Here is a 16675-nt window from a genome sequence, read left to right as displayed (position 1 = left end):
CGCGCCACGTGTTCGACCGCCCGGAGTAGGTCTCGTCGCAGGCCCTCAGCCCGTGCGCGCCTCGGCCTCGGCGAGGTCGCGCAGGGTGAGGAGCTGGCGACGGGCCATCGGCAGGTCGCCGAGGCACAGCAGGTCGGTGAGGGGCCGCGCGCCGCGCGAGACGAGCTTGAGGAGCAGGCGGGTGCGCCCGTCGGGCAGCGGCTCGACGCGGTAGCTCATGAGCGACGGGCCGATCCGCGCGGTCAGCTCTCGACCCGGCTCGACGGCGACGACGGTGCCGACGTCGCGGCCCATGGCGTGCATGAAGTGGTCACCGGCGACCGGTTCGGGCACCTCGGATCGGACGCGGGGCGAGCGCCGGCCGAGGTTGTCGACCCAGTCGTAGGAGTAGGGCGCGAGCCTCAGCTGACGCACCCAGGCCCAGACGACGTCGAGCGGGGCGTCGACGGTGACCCCCCTCCACGCCTGCATCGGTGCCGCTGGCAGCACGGCGTCGCAGCCGAAGGCGAGGCGCGTCTCGGCATCGGTGACGCCCCAGCGCTCACCCAGCACCGGCGCGCCCCGGACCAACCCGTCTCGGACGCGCTCAGCGTCCGGCGTAGTTGGGCGCCTCGACCGTCATCTGGATGTCGTGCGGGTGGCTCTCCTTCAGGCCCGCCGACGTGATCCGCACGAAGCGGCCGAGCTCCTGCAGCTCGGGGATCGTGCGCGAGCCGACGTAGAACATCGACTGGTGCAGGCCGCCGACGAGCTGGTGCGCGACGGCACCGAGCGGGCCGCGGTAGGCCACCTGGCCCTCGATGCCCTCGGGGACGATCTTGTCGTCGCTGACGACGTCGGCCTGGAAGTAGCGGTCCTTGGAGTAGGACTTCTTGCCGCGCGAGGCCATGGCGCCGATCGAGCCCATGCCCCGGTAGGTCTTGTACTGCTTGCCGTTCATGAAGATGAGGTCGCCGGGGCTCTCCTCGCAGCCGGCGAGCAGCGAGCCGACCATGACGGTGTCGGCACCGGCCACGAGGGCCTTGGCGATGTCGCCGGAGTACTGCAGGCCGCCGTCGGCGATGACGGGGATGCCGGCGGGCTTCGCGGCGAGCGAGGCCTCGTAGACGGCGGAGACCTGCGGGACGCCGACGCCGGCGACGACGCGGGTGGTGCAGATGGAGCCCGGTCCGACGCCGACCTTGACCGCGTCGACACCGGCGTCGACGAGCGCCTGCGACCCGGCGCGCGTGGCGACGTTGCCGCCGACGACCTGGATGTCGGCGAAGTTCTTGTCGGCCTTGATGCGGCGGATCATGTCGAGCAGGAGGCGTGCGTGCCCGTGGGCGGTGTCGACGACGAGCACGTCGACACCGGCCTCACGGAGGGCGTTGGCGCGGTCCCACGAGTCGCCGAAGAAGCCGACGGCGGCGCCGACGAGCAGGCGGCCCTCGCCGTCCTTGCTGGCGAGCGGGAACTGCTCGGACTTCACGAAGTCCTTGACGGTGATGAGCCCGGCGAGGCGTCCCTCGTCGTCGACGATCGGGAGCCGCTCGCGCTTGTGCTGGCGCAGCAGGGCGGAGGCGTCCTCGCGGCTGATGCCGACCGGGCCGGTGACGAGCGGCATGGGCGTCATGACGTCGCCGACGAGCGTGCTGGCCCACTCCGCGACGGGCGTGAAGCGCAGGTCGCGGTTGGTGATGATGCCGATGAGCCGGTCGTCGGGGTCGACGACGGGCAGGCCGGAGACGCGGTACTCGCCGCAGAGCCCGTCGAGCTCCTCGAGGGTGGCCTTCGGGCCGATGGTGACCGGGTTGGGGATGATGCCGGTCTGGGTGCGCTTCACCAGGTCGACCTGGTAGCTCTGGTCCTCGATCGAGAGGTTGCGGTGCAGGATGCCGATGCCGCCCTCGCGGGCCATGGCGATGGCCATGCGCGACTCCGTGACGGTGTCCATCGCGCTCGACAGCAGCGGGATGCGCAGCGTCAGGTCGCGCGTGAGGCGTGCGGTGGTGTCGACCTCGCTGGGCACGACGTCGGTCTCGCCCGGCAGCAGCAGGACGTCGTCGTACGTGAGACCGAGACTGGCGAACTTGTCGGGGATGCCCTGCTCCATGCACCTATCCTACGACCGCCCGCCAGGGGTCCCGACCGCGTGGAGGGTGACGTCCGACGCTCGCCCCTGCCCGACGCCCCACCCCACCGCTGAGCGGCTGACGGGCCCACCCCGACGCTGGCAGGATGGCCAGGTCCGGACCACCGGGGACCGTCGGGAGGACCCATGAGCACGAGCACCGCACCCTCGCGCCTGCGCCTGCTGCCGATGCGGCCGCGCGACCCGGACGAGGACGGGCGCGTCGCCAGCACGCTCGAGCTGTTCTTCGACCTCGTGTTCGTCGTCGCCGTGAGCGTGGCCTCGGTGCAGCTGCACCACCAGCTCACCGAGGACCACGTGGTCGACGGCCTCGTCTCCTACGCGATGGTGTTCTTCGCCATCTGGTGGGCCTGGATGAACTTCACCTGGTTCGCCACGTCCTTCGCGGTCGACGACTGGCTCTACCGGGTGCTCACGTTCGTGCAGATGGCCGGCGTGCTCGTGCTGGCCGCGGGCGTCCAGCCGGTCTTCGAGGACGACGACCTGCGCCTGGTCATCGTCGGGTACGTCATCATGCGCGTCGCGATGGTCGCCCAGTGGCTGCGTGCCGCGCGCGCCGACGAGACCACGCGCCGCACGTGCCTGACCTATGCCGCGGGCATCTCCCTGGTGCAGGTGCTCTGGATCGCGGTGCTGGTGCTGCCGGGTGCCGCGGTGCCGGTCGCGTTCGTGGTGCTGCTGCTCGCCGAGCTGGCCGTGCCGGTGGTGGCCGAACGGCGGGAGACGACGCCGTGGCACCCGCACCACGTGACGGAGCGCTACGGGCTCTTCACCCTGATCCTGCTCGGCGAGAGCCTGCTCGGGTCGGCGAACGCCGTGCTCGAGGCCCTGCACGACGACACCGCGCTCGTCCCGCTGCTGTCGGTGGCGCTGCTCGCCTTCGTGACCACCGCGGCGCTCTGGTGGATCTACTTCTGGCCGCCGCACCACCGGGCGATCACGTCGCTCGCGAGCTCGCTGCGCTACGGCTACGTCCACTACGTCGTGTTCGCCGCGGCGGGCGCGCTCTCGGCGGGCATCGAGGTCGAGATCGACGTGCTCACCGACCACTCCGAGCTCACCGACGTCGCGGCGGCGTTCACGGTGACCGTCCCCGTCGCCCTCTTCGTGCTCGGGATCTGGTGGATCACGCTGCGCGACAACGCCGACGCCGTCGTCAACACCGTCGTCCCGGTCGGGGCGCTGCTGGTGCTGCTCGACCCGGTGCTGCCGATCCCGTTCGCGCTGACCTCGGTGGTGCTGGCGCTCGTGGTCGCCGTGCTGGTGGTCCGGTCGCCGACGACGTCCGCGCACGGTTGACGGGCGGAGACCTCTACAGGCCGACCTTGCCCTCGGCCCAGTAGGGCTGCGTGCGGACGGCCCGGCGGTCCAGGCCCACGACGTCGCGCAGCAGGGTCCGCTGGCGTTGGATCGCCGGCCCGTTGCCGGCCAGGTAGGCGACGGGGGCGTCCAGCAGACGCAGCGCCTCGACGTTCGCGCGCAGCCAGGCGTCGACCACGGCGCCCGGGACCTCGAGGGCGGGCAGGACGGTGGCGTCGGGCAGGAGCGCCTGCGTGGCGGCGACGTCGGGTCCGGGCACCTCCAGCACGGTCAGCAGCTCGCGACCCTCGCGCGCCGCGCGGTCGGCCATGCACAGCGCGAGGCTGATGACGGTCGCGTCACCGAGCAGCACGACGGGCCGGTCCCCGCCGAGCGCCCAGGTGAACGCCCGCGCCGACGACCACCGGCACACCTTGACCGCGTCGCCCGGCACCCACCGCTCGAGGAGGTCGTGGCCGGGAGTCGGGCCCGGGTGGTCGTGACGCTGGACGACGATCGTCAGGGCGTCGTCGACGACGCGGGCCGGGGTGTAGTGCCGGAACGCGTTGCGAGCCACCCGGAACGCGGTGACGTCGCACGGCTCGATCGTCGCGCCGTGGAAGTCGGTGCTGGCGAGGACGAGCCGGCGCAGCCCGGGCGAGAGCAGGTCGTTGGCACGCACCACGGCGTCGTGGGCCTGTGACTCGACGTAGCTCGCGAGCAGGGTCGGGGTGCGGGCCATGGGATCAGCTCCTCGCCAGGGATCGCAGGTCGTCGGCGTAGGCGTCGAGCACGTCGGCGTAGCCGCGCGCGCTCGGCGCCACCTCGAACCTCCACGGCAGGTAGGCGTCGTCGCGCGCCGCCGTGGTCCGGCCCCAGATGGGCTGGTCCTGCAGCCGCTCCAGGTGCTGGCGACCGCCGCGGGTGTCCCACAGCGCGACGTCGACGTCGTAGGTGTCGGCGTTCTCCCAGCTCAGGGCGTCCCAGTAGACGCCCTCGTCGAGGTCTCGCTCGTCGGGCACCACGACGTCGAGGCCGACCTCCTCGCGCAGGTACCGCAGGTCGCCGTAGGCCGCGGGGTTCGCAACGTAGAGCAGGTCGGGCGTCGTCGACGTCGCGACGAGGGTGGGGTCGCCCGCCGCTCGTGCGGCGGCGCGGAGCCGGTCGCTCGCCGCGACCAGTGCGGCGTGGTCGTCCTCGAAGCCGGCCGGGTCGGCCCCGAGGGCCGTCCCGAGCCGCGCGGCGTTGTCGACGATCCCCTCGACCGTCTCGCCCTCGTAGGTCACGGCGGCGATCGGGTAGGCCTTCTCGACGCGTGCCCGGGTGTCGGGATCGATGAACGAGAGCGCGTCGCCGACGTAGTGGGTCGTCACGACGAGGTCGGGGCGCGCGGTCGCCAGCGCCTCGACGTCGAGCGTCCCCGACTCCTCGGCACCGGTCACGTCGGGGACGGAGGAGAGGTCGAGGTCGGGCGACTGCAGCCCGAGGTCGGGGTCCGGGTTGTCGGGCTTGCCGAAGACCGCGACCACCCGGTCGCCGAGGCCCATGTCGGCGAGGGCGGCGGCGACGTCCTTGCTGGCCGCGATGCGCCGCGGCACCGCGTCGAGCGAGATCCTCGTGCCGAGGTCGTCCGTGAACGTCCAGGCGTCCGGGGCCTCGCCGCCTGGACCGGCGCCGCACCCGGCGACGACCAGCACGGCTGCCGCAAGGGACGCGACATGGCGCAGCGCGTTCACGACCCCAGCTTCTGCAGGTCGCCGGCGAACAGCTCGAGCATCGTCGCGTAGCCCTGCGCGCTCGGCGCGACCTCGAACCGCCAGGGCAGGTAGGCCCCGTCCTGCGCCGCCCGGACCTTGTTCCACACCGGCTGCTGCTCGAGGGCCTCGAGGTTCTTGTCGCCCCCACGGGTGTCCCACAGGGCGACGTCGGCGTCGTAGGCGTCCGCCTGCTCCCAGCTGACGGAGTCCCAGTAGTCGCCTTCGTCGAGGTCCTTTTCCGCCGGACGCACCACGTCGAGGCCGATCTCGTCGGACAGGTAGGTCAGGTCCGCGTACGCGGGCGGGTTGGCGACGTAGAGCAGCTCCGGTGTCGTCGACGTGGCGATGATCGTCGGGTCACCCGCCGTGCTCGCGGCGCTGCGGACGAGGTCGCCGGCCTTCGCCAGGGCGGCGTGGCCCGCCTCGAAGTCGGCCTCGTCGGCACCGAGGGCGAGGGCGAGGCGCTCGCTGTTCTCGATCACCCCGTCGACGGTCTCCTTCTCGAGGTTGATCGCGGCGAGGTCGTAGGTGCCGCCCAGCCGCTTCGCGACGTCGGGCGAGAGGTACCAGTAGTCGCCGGAGCCGTAGGTGGTGGTCACGATCAGGTCGGGCTCGAGAGCGGCCAGCTCCTCGAGCTCGACCGCACCGTACTCGCCGCCCGTGACGTCGGGCAGCGTGCTGACGTCGAGCTCGGGCGACTGCAGCCCGAGGTCGGGGTCGGGGTTCGTCGGCTCGCCGAAGACGCCGACGACACGGTCGCCGAGCCCCATGTCGGCGAGCGCGGCAGCGACACCCTTGTAGGCGACGATCCGCTCGGGCACCGCGTCGAGGCTGATCCTCGTGCCCATGTCGTCCGTGAAGGACCAGCCCTCCTCGGACCCGTCGGACGAGCCGCCGCTGCAGGCCGTCGCCAGGAGCAGCGCGACGGCCGTCAGCGCGGCCTGCAGCGGGCGTCTCATCGGGTGTACTTCTCCAGGCCGTCGGCGAAGCGGTCGAAGACGTCGGCGTAGGCCTGGGCCGACGGCGGCGCCACGGACGTCCATGGGATGTAGGCGTCGTTCTTGGCGGCCGTGGTCTTGCCCCAGACCGGCTCCTTCTTCAGCGCGGCGAGGCCGGCGCTGCCGATGCGGTCGTCCCAGTAGGCGATGTCCGCGTCATACGTGTCGGCCTTCTCCCAGCTCAGGGACTCGAAGTAGCCACCCTCGTCGGGATTCTTCGGCGTCACGATGTCCAGGCCGATCTCGTCGCGGTAGTACTTGAGGTCGGGGCTGACGTCGGGGTTGGAGACGTAGAACAGGTCCGGGGAGTAGGACACGGCCAGGATGGACGGCTTCGCCCCCTCGGCCACGTCGGTCAGGCGCTGCTTGGCGGCGTCGAAGGCCTCCTGGCCCTTCTCGCCGGCGTCGTCGGACGCGCCGAGGGCCTTCGCGGCCTTCTCGGTCGACTCGATGATCTGCGGCAGCGTCTTGCCGTCGAAGCTGATGACGAGCGTCTGGTACTGCTTGTCGAGCTTGGTCTGCGCGTCCTTGTTGATGTACCAGAGGTCGGGCTCGACGTAGGAGCTGGTGACGATGAGGTCGGGCTTGAGGCCGGCCATCTTCTCGAGGTCGATGTCGCCGTACTCGCCCTCGCCGGTCACGTCCTCGACGGAGTCGACGTCGAGGCCGGCGGCCTGGCTGTCGACGTCGCCGTCGGCGTTCTTCACCGGGCCGAAGACGCCGACGATCTTGTCGCCGAGGCCGAGGTCGGTGAGGGCCGCGGCGACCGACGACTGCGCGACGATCCGCTCGGGCGCCTTGCCGAGCTCGAGCTTGGTGCCGAGGTCGTCGGTGTAGGTCCAGGCCTGGTCGGAGGAGGCGTCGTCGGAGGACGAGCCGCAGGCGGCGAGGGGGAGGGCGAGGGCCACGGCGACGGCTGCGGCGAGGCGTCGGGGCGTGAACGTGCGTCGGATCATGGAGGGGAGCCTAACCTAGGTCAGCCTTACCTGAGCAAGGGATGTCCCAGGCGACCGACGTGAGGTGGACCACCCGTGAGGTCGGGGTGTCGGCCGCCGGACGGTCGATGCTCGACAGCGGTCCCCATCGGGCGCACGATGGGGACGTGGACCGCAGCAGCGTCGTCGTCTCGCGCGAGGTCACCGCCTCGCCCTCGGTGGTGTTCGGCCTGCTCGCCGACCCGCGGCGCCACCCCGAGATCGACGGCTCGGACATGGTGCGCGCCGACGACGGCGCCTCCCCCGTCACCGCCGTCGGACAGGTGTTCCGGATGCACGTCCACCACCCGCGCGCCGGCGACTACCGCACCGACAACCTCGTCACACGTTTCCTGCGCGACGTCGAGGTGGCCTGGCGCACCGGACCGGTCGACGGCACCCCGCCGGGCTGGGAGTGGCGGTGGCGCGTCGACGCGACGGCCGCGGGAAGCCTGGTGTCGCTCACCTACGACTGGTCCGACGTCGACGACCCCGAGATCCACCGCAGGGTCGGGGGCTTCCCCGCCGTCCCCGTGACCGCGCTCGAGCGGACGCTCGAGCGTCTCGAGGCGGTCGTCGCATGACCCTCCACCGGCGCTCCAGGCCCGAAGGGATCAGCGTCGGCCAGCCGCGAGGAGCTCCTCGACCGTCACCAGCTTGACCCGCGGGCGTCCGGACGCGCGGCCGGCGTCGACCTCGTGGCGCTCGATGGCGCGCACCCCCGGGGCCTGGACGAGGTCGGGCTGACGCTTGCGCAGGAGCCGGGCGAACGCGCGTCCCGACCGGGCAGGGCGGGGCAGTCGGTGCTCCGCGGCGTCGGCCAGCAGGGTCGTGACGGTCTCTCCGGCGCAGATGCGGTTCGCGCCGATGCCGCCCGTCGACCCGCGCTTCGCCCAGCCGACCACGTAGGCGCCGGGGACGGCCTCGCCCGTGGCCGGGTCGACGACGCGTCCGTCGGCGTTCGGGATGATGCCGCGCTCGGCGTCGAACGGCAGGCCCGGCACGGGGCGGCCGCGGCGCCCGATGGAGCTGACGAGCAGGCGGGTGGGCGCCTCGACCTCGCCGTCGGGTCCGGACACGGTCACCGACGCGAGGGTCGCGTCGCCGTGCGCGGCGACGACGCGTCGACCGAAGGCGAGCACGAGCCGGCGACCGGGGCCCGGCTCGCTCGACCAGTCACTGCGCACCCGGCGACGGTCGGCGAGCAGCGCCGCCTTCGATCCGGGCGCAGCAGCGTCGAGCGTGGCGACGGTGGCGGCGTCGTCCTCGACGACGAGCTCGATGCCGTCGGGCAGGGTGAGCAGCTCCGGACGCGTGAACGCCGACTCCTCCGGTCCACGGCGGCCGAGGAGGACGACCTCGCGCACGTCGCCGCGCCGGATGGCCTCGAGGGCGTGGTCGGCGATCTCCGTGCCGGCGAGCCGCTCGGGGTCGCTCAGCAGGATGCGGGCGATGTCGAGCGCAACGTTGCCGTTGCCGACGACGAACACGCGCGCGCCGTCGACGCGGATCGCGTCGCCGGGGACCTCGGGGTCGCCGTTGTACCAGGAGACGGTCTCGGTGGAGCCGTGCACGCCGTCGAGGTCCTCGCCCTCGATGCCGAGCCGACGGTCCTCGGGCGCGCCGATCCCGTAGACGACGGCGTCGTGGTGCTCGAGCAGCTCGGCGTGGCTGACGTGGCGGCCGACCTCGACGTTCATGAACAGCGAGGTGCGCGGGTGCTCGTACGTCCAGGAGAACGTGTCGCCGACCCGCTTGGTCTCGCCGTGGTCGGGGGCCACGCCCGCGCGGAGCAGACCGCCGGGCACCGGCAGACGGTCGACGAAGGAGACGTCGGCGTCGGTCGCGGCGAGCAGCTCGCGGGCGGCGTAGGTGGCTGCCGGACCTGTGCCGACGACCGCCACGCGCAGGCCGGTGGGGACGCCGGGGCGCACCCGGGCGTGCGTCTGCTCCTTCGCGACCGCTCGGTCGGGGCGCTCGGCGTAGTAGGCGGCGTTGAGCTCGGCGAAGACCTCCTCGCCTCCGCGGAGGATCTCGATCGGCTTGATGGCCGAGGCGGGGCAGGCGTCGGCGCACGCGCCGCAGTCGATGCAGGCGCGCGCGTCGACGTAGAGGATGTCCGTGTGGCCGAAGTCGGGCTCGCCCGGGGTCGGGTGGATGCAGTCGACGGGGCAGACCTCGACGCAGGACGCGTCGGAGCAGCAGCTCTGGGTGATCGCGAAGGGCATGGGCGGATCAGAGCATGTGGACGCGGCGGTAGAGCCGCTTGGCCGCAGGCGTCAGCAGGCCCGCCTCGGACAGGAAGTCCATGAGGTGGACGCACGACAGGCGCATGAGCGCATGGTGGTGCTCGTTGTTCTTGGCCGCCGCGACGGCCTCCTTCACGTCGAGACCGGCCTCGGCGTACACGTCGGGCTGCACCAGGCTCTTGACGATGAAGTAGCCGACGCTGGCGATCTGCAGCGCGCTGGCCTTGCGCCGCACCTCGGAGATGCCGCGCATCGCCTCGATGGTCTCGTGACGCGCGAACTTCATGTGGCGCGACTCCTCGACCACGTGGATCTTGCAGATCGTCTTGACCTGCGGGGCGACCGACGCACCGCGCATCCAGTCGCGCTGCATGACGTCGAGGACCTCCTCGGCGACGAGGATGGAGGTGTAGGCCACCTCGTTGCGCGCGGTCAGCTTGAGCAGCTTGGCCGCCTGGTGCAGACGCGGGTGCGGCAGGTAGGAGCGGCCGGCGATCAGCTGCGCACCCTTGGCGAACATGATCGAGTGGCGGCACTCGTCGGCGATCTCGGTCAGCGCGAACTGGAACTCGCTGCTCGCGTAGTCCTTGTCGTAGATGTCGACGAGGAGCATCTGCTGGAGCAGCATCTCGAACCAGATGCCGATGCTCGCGACGCTGGCGGCCTCGTGACGCGTGAGGGTCGCGCGCTGCTCCGGGCTCATGCGCTCCCAGATGTCGGTGCCGTACAGCGTGCACCACTCCGGGTTCACGCCGTCGTGCAGCGGGTCGAGCGGGGCGTCCCAGTCGACCTCCTTCTCGGGGTCGTACGAGAGCTGGGCCGACGAGGAGAGCAGACGCTCGAGCACACCGTCGCGCTCGACCTCGGCGCGGAAGGCGGCGGCGTCCTGCTCCGGGCTGGGTGCGGTGATCGTCATGGTGGGACTCCTCGACTCGACAGCGATGATGTGACATCGGGAGTGTCACATCCGTACCCACGGTATGCCCGGGGTGGCGGAAGCGCAAGAGACACACGTCACCCGCCGTTCGTCCCCGCGCCTCGTCGAGGATTCCCAGGTGGACCTGGGAATCCGCGATCAGCACGGAGAGCTTTCCGTGCGCCGCTGAGATGTCCGTGCCTCGCGGGAGATTCCCAGGTCGACCTGGGAATCTGCGGACTGCGGGTCAGCGCTGGGCGTCGAGGAAGGTGCGGGCGAGCGGGGCGGGGGCGCGGGCGAGCCAGGCGTCCTCGACGGCCGCCGCGAGCCGTGCGGGGTCGACGACGTCGAGCTCGACGAGGTAGCCGGGGTGGTGGGTTAGGTGCTCGATGGTGAACAGGCCGGGCGCGCCCTCGCCGAGGATGGCGTCGCGCTCGGCGAGGTCCTCGGTGCGCAGGCCGACGATGTCGCCCTGGGGCACGCGAGCGTCGCCGAGGCGTCGCAGGTCGGCCTGCGTGAAGGGCCGCACCCAGCAGAACACCGCCTTGTCCACGAACCAGGCGCGGTTGCGGAACGTGGTGCCCTCGCTCACCGACGGCAGGGCGGTGCACAGACGCTCGACGTCGGCGAGGGTGGGCACGGGTCCAGCGTCGTGCGGGGCGGTCGGCCCGTCAACCCTCGCCGAGCCTCGTCGACCCCTCTCCCCCACCCCAGGACGCGACGAGGCCCGCCGTCCCGGGGGGACGACGGGCCTCGGTCGTGGTGCGGCTGACTCAATGGCTGTGCCCGGCGTGGGCGTCACCCTCGTCGTCGGCGGGCTTGTCGGCCACGAGCGTCTCGGTCGTGAGCAGCATGGCGGTGATCGACGCGGCGTTGGCCAGCGCGGAGCGCGTGACCTTGACCGGGTCGAGGATGCCCTGCGCGAGCAGGTCGCCGTACTCGCCGGTGGCGGCGTTGTAGCCCTCGCCGCTCTCGCGGACCTTGGACACGACGACCTCGCCGGAGACGCCGCCGTTGCGGGCGATCCACTCCAGCGGGGCGTCGGCGCCGATGCGCACGATGCGCACGCCGACACCCTCGTCGCCGGTGAGGCCGAGGTCGTCGTCGAGCACGGACACGGCGTGGACGAGGGCGGAGCCGCCGCCGGCGACGATGCCCTCCTCGATGGCCGCGCGGGTCGCCGAGACGGCGTCCTCGATGCGGTGCTTCTTCTCCTTCAGCTCCACCTCGGTGGCGGCGCCGACCTGGATGACGCACACGCCGCCGGCCAGCTTCGCGAGCCGCTCCTGCAGCTTCTCGCGGTCCCAGTCGGAGTCGGTGAGCTCGATCTCGGCCTTGATCTGGTTGACGCGGCCCTCGACCTCGGCAGCGTCGCCGCCGCCGTCGATGATCGTCGTGTCGTCCTTGGTGACGACCACGCGTCGGGCGGTGCCGAGCACCTCGAGGCCGACCTGGTCGAGCTTGAGGCCGACGTCGGGGGTGACGACGGTCGCGCCGGTGAGGGTCGCGATGTCCTGGAGCATCGCCTTGCGGCGGTCGCCGAACGCGGGCGCCTTGACGGCGACCGAGGTGAACGTGCCGCGGATCTTGTTGACGACCAGGGTCGAGAGCGCCTCGCCCTCGACGTCCTCGGCGATGATGAACAGGCTCTTGTTGGCCGCGATGACCTTCTCCAGCAGCGGGAGCAGCTCGGCGACCGAGCTGATCTTGCCCTGGTTGACGAGCACGTAGGGGTCGTCGAGGACGGACTCCATGCGCTCGGTGTCGGTGACCATGTAGGGCGACAGGTAGCCCTTGTCGAACTGCATGCCCTCGGTGAAGTCGAGCTGCGTGCCGAGGGAGTTGGACTCCTCGACGGTGATGACGCCGTCCTTGCCGACCTTGTCGAACGCCTCGGCGATGAGCTCGCCGATGTGCGCGTCGCGCGAGGAGACGGTGGCGACGTCGGTCATGTCCTTGATGTCGTCGACGTCGCGGGCGACCTCGTGCAGGCGCTCGGAGACGGCCTTGACGGCGGCCTCGATGCCCTTCTTGAGGCCGACCGGGTTGGCGCCGGCGGCGACGGCGCGCAGGCCCTCGTGGACCATCGCCTGGGCGAGCACGGTGGCCGTGGTGGTGCCGTCACCGGCGACGTCGTTCGTCTTGGTGGCGACCTCCTTGGCGAGCTGGGCGCCGAGGTTCTCGAACGGGTCGTCGAGCTCGACCTCACGGGCGACGGTGACGCCGTCGTTCGTGATGGTGGGGGCGCCCCACTTCTTGTCGAGCACGACGTAGCGGCCCTTGGGGCCGAGGGTGACCTTGACGGTGTTCGCGAGGGCGTCGACGCCGCGCTCGAGCGCGCGGCGTGCGTCCTCGTCGAACTCGAGGATCTTGGGCATGATGATGCCTTCCTACGAAACGACTGAATGGTGGTGTCCGGCGGGAGCCGGAGGTGGCGCGTCAGCACGGTCCTGACGCGCATGGGGCCCGACCGGCAAGGCGCGTGAGCGACGGCGACCCGTTCTTGGTCGTCGAGCGAGCAGCAACGCCGCCGGTCGGGAGCCCAGGTGCGTCAGGAGACGACGGCGAGGACGTCGCGGGCGGAGAGGATGAGGAACTCCTCGCCCGAGTACTTGACCTCGGTTCCCCCGTACTTGCTGAAGATGACCTTGTCGCCGACGTTGACGTCGAGCGGGACGCGGTTGCCGGAGTCGTCGATGCGGCCGGGGCCGACCGCGACGACCTCGCCCTCCTGGGGCTTCTCCTTGGCGGTGTCCGGGATGACGAGCCCGGAGGCGGTGGTCTGCTCGGCCTCGACGGCCTTGATGACGAGACGATCCTCGAGCGGCTTGATGGTGACCGACACTGGTCGACCTCCCCTTCAACGATGTGGTGAGTGACGGATGTACGTGATGGGTGTGCACGCCGTCGCGGGGGCCGTGCACGGGTTGGCAGTCTCAGGGTTCGAGTGCCAGTTCAGAATCTAGCACTCACCCCTCTCGAGTGCTAAGGGGTGTTCGCGGGCGGCGGACACGCGTCGTCGAGCCCGGCGGGGGTGCCGGGCCGTGGGCGGCGGGATGCCCCGCCTGCCACGATGGCGTCGTGGACCTGGTGACGTTCGAGCGGCTGCAGACCGACGAGGGTCGGGCGCTGGTGGCGGAGGTGCACGAGGGCGCGGGCCGGGAGTCCGATCTCGCGCTCGGCACGCGGCTGCGCAAGGTGCACGACGTGGAGCTGGTGGCGGCGGCGGTGACGCAGAACCACCTGCGGGGGCTGGCGCGGGCCAAGCTGGGCGACGACGCGGCCGCCATGTTCTTCACGCACGACGCGCTGCAGCAGGCGACGCGTGGCACGGTCGCGACGCTGCGCGCCGAGCGTCTGGCTGCGTCGGGGGCGTCCGCGGTGCTCGACCTCGGCTGCGGCATCGGGTCCGACCTCGTCGCGTTCGCGCGGGCCGGGCTGCGGGTGCGCGGTGTCGACCGCGACCCGGTGCGTGCTGCGATCGCCTCGGCGAACCTGCGTGCGCTCGGGCTCGAGGGTGAGGTGGTGTGCGCCGACGCGGCCGACGTCGTGCCGACCGCGTCGGAGGTGGTGTTCCTCGACCCCGCCCGTCGCGACGACCGTGGGCGGGTGTTCGACCCGGAGGCGATGAGTCCGCCGTGGTCGGTGGTCGAGGAGCACCTGTCGGGGCGCGCCGTGGTGAAGACGCTGCCGGGGATCCCGCACGCGCTCGTCCCCGACGGCGTGGAGGCGGAGTGGGTCAGCGACGGGGGCGACCTCGTCGAGGCGTGCCTGTGGGGTGCGGGGCTCGACCTGACCGACCGCGCGCCGCGGCGGGCGTCGGCACTGCCCGGCCCGCACGAGCTGACCGGCGACGGCGCGCCCGGTGACGTCGGCGAGCTCGGCGGCTGGCTCCACGAGCCCGACGACGCGGTGATCCGCTCCGGCCTGGTGGGGGCGCTGGCCGAGGAGCTCGACGGGCAGCTGGTCGACCCGCGGATCGCGTGGGTGACGACCGACGTCGAGGTGCGGCACCCGCTGGCCCGATCGTTCCGCGTCGTGGCGGAGCTGCCGTTCCGCGAGAAGCAGCTGAAGGCCGCCTTGGTCGCGCGCGACGTCGGCACCCTGACCGTGAAGAAGCGCGGCGTCGACGTCGTGCCCGAGGTGCTCGTGCGCCGCCTGCGCCTGAAGGGCTCGCAGCGCGCCACGGTCGTGCTGACGCGCGTGGACGACAAGGCCGTCGCCCTCCTCGTCGACCCCCTCCCCCGCTGACCGTCGTCGCGCAGGGCCCGCGCGGACCCCGCAGCACAGGACCGTTTGCGTGGGGCCCCACGTAAACCGGCTCGCCCCACCGCAAACATGCGCCTGATCCGCACGTTTGCGTGGGGCCCCACGCAACCGTGCTCACGGCGTGGGGGTGGGGCGGGCGGGCCTAGGGTGGGGGCGTGCGCATCGACCTGAACGCCGACGTCGCCGAGTCGCCGGACGACCTCGCCCTCCTCGACGTGGTCACGAGCGCGAACGTCTGCTGCGGGGCCTACGCGGGGGGCGAGGAGCTCATGCTCGACGCGTGCGAGCGTGCCGTCGAGCGGGGGGTCGTCGTGGGCGCACAGGTCGGCTACCCCGACCGCGAGGGGTTCGGCCGACGACCGCAGGAGCCGACCGACGACGAGCTCGTCGCGACCCTGCGCGAGCAGCTCGACCTGCTCGCCGAGGTCGCCGACGCCGTGGGCGCGCGCGTGGCCTACGTCAAGCCGCACGGCGCGCTCTACAACACCGTCGTGCACGACGAGCAGCAGGCGGCGGCGGTCGTCGAGGCGGTGGCGCCGTACGGCCTCCCGTTGCTCGGCCTGCCGGGCGCCGCGAGTCTCCGCCTGGCCGCCGCCGACGGGCTGCAGGTCGTCGCCGAGGGCTTCGCCGACCGTGCCTACACGCCCGACGGGCTCCTGATGCCGCGCTCCGAGCCGGGCGCCGTGCTCACCGACGTCGACGCGGTCGCCGCCCAGGCGCTGCGCCTCGCCCCGCAGGTCGACTCGCTCTGCGTGCACGGCGACTCCCCCGGCGCCCTCGACCTCGCGCGTGCGGTGCGTGCCGCGCTGGCCGACGCCGGGCACCACGTCACGCCCTTCGCATGAGGGTGCTGGCGTGCGGGGACGACGCGGTCCTGCTCGACTGCGCCGACCTCGACGACGCCCGCCGGCGCCACGCGGCGCTCGTCGACCACCCCGACGTGACGGAGGCGGTGCTCGGCGCGCGCACCGTGCTGCTCCGCGGCCACCCCGCGACCCTGCGCACGCTGGCCAGGAGCACCCCGCCGGCGGACGACGTCGCCCCACCCGACGCCCGCGAGCACGTCGTGCCGGTCCGCTACGACGGCCCCGACCTCGCCGACGTCGCGCAGCGCACCGGTCTCGACGAGGACGCGGTGGTGGCCGCGCACACCGGCACGCCCTGGACGGTCGCGTTCGGCGGGTTCGCGCCCGGCTTCGCCTACCTGGTGGGCGGCGACCCCCGCCTCGTCGTGCCACGTCGCGCGACGCCCCGCGCCAGCGTCCCGGCGGGCGCCGTCGGTCTCGCCGGGGAGTTCAGCGGCATCTACCCCCGCGCGTCCCCCGGGGGGTGGCAGCTGCTCGGCACCACCGACGTGACTCTCTTCGACCTCGCACGCACGCCCGCCGCCCTCCTCGCGCCGGGCGACACCGTGCGCTTCACCGTCGCTGACCGTGACGTTCCGGCCCCCGACGACACCGATCCGGGGCCACATCGTCACGGTCAGCGGGGTGGAGAGGCGTCGTGAGCCTGACAGTGATCTCGGCGGGCCCGCTCACGCTCGTCGAGGACGACGGCCGACCCGGCCTGGCGAGCCAAGGCGTGGGGCCCTCCGGCGCCTTCGACCGACGCGCGACGCACCAGGCGCGGGCGCTCGTCGGCGACGCCGGGCGTGAGGAGGCTCGGGACGGGCGGTCCGCCGTGCGGCACCCGCGGGCTCCCGACCTCCAGGACGTCGCCGTCGGCCAGGGCGGCTGGCCCGAGGCGGGCGAGCACGTCGGCGCTGCGCGAGCCGAGTGTCGGGGGCACGTCGAGGCCGCCGCCCACGGCCACGTAGGCCCGCAGGCCGACCTCGACCCCGCCGCCGGGCAGGTCCCAGTCGGTCTTGTAGGTCAGCTGGCACAGCAGCACCCGCTGCTTGGTGTCGCGCACCAGCATCTGGCTGATGGCGCGCTTGCGGGGCAGGAAGGAGTTGAGCAGCGCCCGGAAGGAGCCGGGCTCGTCGACCGGCCGGTCGGTCGCCAACCGTGCGTAGACGATGCGGTCCACCGGCGTACCGTCGACCGTGACGCCGCGCATCACGCCCTCACGCTGCATGCC

General features: G+C 72.5%; 16 protein-coding genes and 1 pseudogene. 5 read left to right on the top strand and 12 right to left on the bottom strand.

All coding sequences use genetic code 11. The annotated features are described in order from the left end of the window. Window positions 1-45 precede the first annotated feature (45 nt). Window positions 46-552, bottom strand: coding sequence for an SRPBCC family protein (locus tag A6Q79_RS00690; RefSeq protein ID WP_286690422.1), 507 nt, complete (start codon window positions 550-552; stop codon window positions 46-48). 34 nt (window positions 553-586) lie between these two features. After that, a complete protein-coding gene (gene guaB, locus A6Q79_RS00685; RefSeq protein WP_286690421.1) occupies window positions 587-2095 on the bottom strand; it encodes an IMP dehydrogenase in 1509 nt (502 codons plus the stop codon). 165 nt (window positions 2096-2260) lie between these two features. Between guaB and A6Q79_RS00680 the strand changes: the two genes are divergently transcribed. Then, complete coding sequence (locus A6Q79_RS00680; protein ID WP_286690420.1) at window positions 2261-3433, top strand: low temperature requirement protein A; 1173 nt, start codon at window positions 2261-2263, stop codon at window positions 3431-3433. Window positions 3434-3446: 13 nt separating this feature from the next. On the opposite strand, the gene A6Q79_RS00675 is transcribed toward A6Q79_RS00680, so the two are convergent. Genes A6Q79_RS00675 through A6Q79_RS00660 form a run of 4 tightly spaced genes read right to left on the bottom strand, consistent with a single transcriptional unit; the run spans window position 3447 to window position 7144 of the window. Then, a complete protein-coding gene (locus A6Q79_RS00675; RefSeq protein WP_286690419.1) occupies window positions 3447-4175 on the bottom strand; it encodes a siderophore-interacting protein in 729 nt (242 codons plus the stop codon). A 4-nt stretch (window positions 4176-4179) separates the two neighbouring features. Further along, on the bottom strand, window positions 4180-5169 hold the full coding sequence (locus tag A6Q79_RS00670; protein WP_286690418.1) for an ABC transporter substrate-binding protein: 990 nt from the start codon (window positions 5167-5169) through the stop codon (window positions 4180-4182). Further along, window positions 5166-6149 (bottom strand): ABC transporter substrate-binding protein, encoded by a 984-nt coding sequence (locus tag A6Q79_RS00665; protein WP_286690417.1) that lies wholly within the window; start codon window positions 6147-6149, stop codon window positions 5166-5168. The genes A6Q79_RS00670 and A6Q79_RS00665 overlap by 4 nt, the downstream gene beginning before the upstream one ends. Beyond that, window positions 6146-7144 (bottom strand): ABC transporter substrate-binding protein, encoded by a 999-nt coding sequence (locus A6Q79_RS00660; RefSeq protein WP_286690416.1) that lies wholly within the window; start codon window positions 7142-7144, stop codon window positions 6146-6148. Before A6Q79_RS00660 ends, A6Q79_RS00665 begins: the two co-directional genes overlap by 4 nt. A gap of 146 nt (window positions 7145-7290) precedes the next feature. Between A6Q79_RS00660 and A6Q79_RS00655 the strand changes: the two genes are divergently transcribed. Further along, entirely contained in the window at window positions 7291-7746 is a 456-nt protein-coding gene (locus A6Q79_RS00655; RefSeq protein ID WP_286690415.1) for a hypothetical protein, read from the top strand. A gap of 30 nt (window positions 7747-7776) precedes the next feature. Here the strand turns inward: A6Q79_RS00655 and A6Q79_RS00650 are convergent, their stop codons facing one another. From A6Q79_RS00650 to groES, 5 genes are all read right to left on the bottom strand, one after another. Beyond that, entirely contained in the window at window positions 7777-9390 is a 1614-nt protein-coding gene (locus A6Q79_RS00650; RefSeq protein ID WP_286690414.1) for an FAD-dependent oxidoreductase, read from the bottom strand. Window positions 9391-9397: 7 nt separating this feature from the next. Beyond that, window positions 9398-10327: a diiron oxygenase gene (locus tag A6Q79_RS00645; RefSeq protein ID WP_067854184.1), complete on the bottom strand. Its 930-nt coding sequence runs from the start codon at window positions 10325-10327 to the stop codon at window positions 9398-9400. A gap of 247 nt (window positions 10328-10574) precedes the next feature. Continuing rightward, a complete protein-coding gene (locus A6Q79_RS00640) occupies window positions 10575-10967 on the bottom strand; it encodes an MmcQ/YjbR family DNA-binding protein (RefSeq protein ID WP_286690413.1) in 393 nt (130 codons plus the stop codon). Between the two features lie 133 nt (window positions 10968-11100). Beyond that, a complete protein-coding gene (gene groL / locus A6Q79_RS00635) occupies window positions 11101-12708 on the bottom strand; it encodes a chaperonin GroEL (RefSeq protein ID WP_286690438.1) in 1608 nt (535 codons plus the stop codon). A 170-nt stretch (window positions 12709-12878) separates the two neighbouring features. Further along, a complete protein-coding gene (gene groES / locus A6Q79_RS00630) occupies window positions 12879-13172 on the bottom strand; it encodes a co-chaperone GroES (protein WP_067854175.1) in 294 nt (97 codons plus the stop codon). Between the two features lie 236 nt (window positions 13173-13408). Between groES and A6Q79_RS00625 the strand changes: the two genes are divergently transcribed. From A6Q79_RS00625 to A6Q79_RS00615, 3 genes are all read left to right on the top strand, one after another. Beyond that, window positions 13409-14578: a class I SAM-dependent methyltransferase gene (locus A6Q79_RS00625; protein WP_286690412.1), complete on the top strand. Its 1170-nt coding sequence runs from the start codon at window positions 13409-13411 to the stop codon at window positions 14576-14578. A 173-nt stretch (window positions 14579-14751) separates the two neighbouring features. Beyond that, complete coding sequence (locus tag A6Q79_RS00620; protein ID WP_286690411.1) at window positions 14752-15441, top strand: 5-oxoprolinase subunit PxpA; 690 nt, start codon at window positions 14752-14754, stop codon at window positions 15439-15441. Further along, on the top strand, window positions 15438-16103 hold the full coding sequence (locus tag A6Q79_RS00615; protein ID WP_286690410.1) for an allophanate hydrolase subunit 1: 666 nt from the start codon (window positions 15438-15440) through the stop codon (window positions 16101-16103). Before A6Q79_RS00620 ends, A6Q79_RS00615 begins: the two co-directional genes overlap by 4 nt. On the opposite strand, the pseudogene A6Q79_RS00610 reads toward A6Q79_RS00615, so the two are convergent. Continuing rightward, a pseudogene (locus tag A6Q79_RS00610) lies at window positions 16079-16675 on the bottom strand (hypothetical protein); the annotation flags it as partial. The gene A6Q79_RS00615 and the pseudogene A6Q79_RS00610 overlap by 25 nt on opposite strands.

This window comes from Aeromicrobium sp. REDSEA-S32_B7 (assembly GCF_001626145.1).
In the GTDB taxonomy this organism is placed as follows: domain Bacteria; phylum Actinomycetota; class Actinomycetes; order Propionibacteriales; family Nocardioidaceae; genus Aeromicrobium; species Aeromicrobium erythreum.
Note: the sequence above shows the minus strand (reverse complement) of the source record. Positions and strands in the feature narration are given on the sequence as shown.